Origin of the sequence: Moorena sp. SIO1G6 (genome assembly GCF_010672795.1) — a bacterium.
In the GTDB taxonomy this organism is placed as follows: domain Bacteria; phylum Cyanobacteriota; class Cyanobacteriia; order Cyanobacteriales; family Coleofasciculaceae; genus Moorena; species Moorena producens.
In genome coordinates this window covers 1-1,147 of sequence record NZ_JAAHFZ010000196.1, presented here as the reverse complement: position 1 = coordinate 1,147, position 1,147 = coordinate 1, and the positions used below count along the sequence as shown (strand labels likewise).

The following is a 1,147-nucleotide window of genomic DNA, read 5'->3' as shown; positions in this document are numbered from 1 at the left end:
TAGACCTCTCCAAAAAACAAACTTATGGTAAAATAAGATAAAATTAATCACTTTTATCAACCTCAAAAACCATGAGCTACACTTGGAACTACATCCAAAAAAATCCTAAACAAACAAAAAGATTGCTAGGAATAAATTATGAGCAACTCTCTCAACTGATAGAACAAGCTAAGTTATTACATCGTCAACATCAAGAAAAAATTGAAAATCAAAAAGTCCGGCTAATAAAGCCTGGGGGAGGTGCTGGACAAAAATTATCAATTGAAGACCAAATAGTCTTGACATTAATTTACTTACGACATCACATAAACTTTCAACTTCTCGGACTACAGTTCCAGGTGAGTGAATCTAAAGCAAACTCTACTTTTAACTACTGGCAATCTATTTTCAGGGAAGCTCTACCAGCTTCTTTGTTAGAACAAGTAAAAAAGTACGAAGAATCCGAGGATATAATTCAAGAAGCCTTAACTGAGTATGAGTTAATAGTAGATAGCGCAGAACAAGTCAGAGAAAGACCTTCAGACTATAATCAACAAAAATTATTCTATTCTGGCAAGAAGAAAAACCATACATTTAAAAATCAATTTATTGTTTTGCCAAAAGGGGAAGATATAGTGGATGTAGTGGTCGGTAAACCAGGCCCCAAAAGTGACATAAATATTTGTCGGGAAAGTTTAAAAAAATTTGATGATAAACAACGACTGAGTGGGGACAAAGCTTATCTAGGAGAAGAACAAATAAGAACTCCCCATAAAAAGCCAAGAAATGGTGAGTTAACCTCACAGCAAAAGAAATATAACAAGCTATTATCTTCAAACAGAATATTTGTAGAACCTGTGATTAGGTTGGTAAAAATTTTTAAAATAGCGGGAGAAAGGTTTCGCCTAAATTCTAATAAATATTCTGGGGTGATTTTGACAATATGTGGTTTGGTAAGATTGAGAACAGGAGCCTTAGTATTACAAGTAACAAAAGCCTCGGAAATTGCTGAAACAATTGAGGTTGTCTATGCTCATAGTTTTAGTGCTAAATTAACATCAATAGCTTCTTAAGCTTATTATAGCGTTAATTCAACGTAAAATTGACTTGGTCAATTTGATCGCTGAAAAGCAGTGCCTGAGAAAGTTTCAAGTTTTTGGAGAGGTCT

Annotated in this window: 1 protein-coding gene; it reads left to right on the top strand. The window is 33.9% G+C overall.

Features of this window, described 5'->3' with window-relative positions:
• The first annotated feature begins 71 nt into the window (after nucleotides 1-71).
• A complete protein-coding gene (locus tag F6K63_RS36980) occupies nucleotides 72-1,052 on the top strand; it encodes a transposase family protein (RefSeq protein WP_287315026.1) in 981 nt (326 codons plus the stop codon).
• Nucleotides 1,053-1,147 lie beyond the last annotated feature (95 nt).

Bases quoted from the DNA above. Each gene is read 5' to 3' on its own strand.
- F6K63_RS36980 (WP_287315026.1), top strand. From the start codon at position 72: ATGAGCTACACTTGGAACTACATCCAAAAAAATCCTAAACAAACAAAA.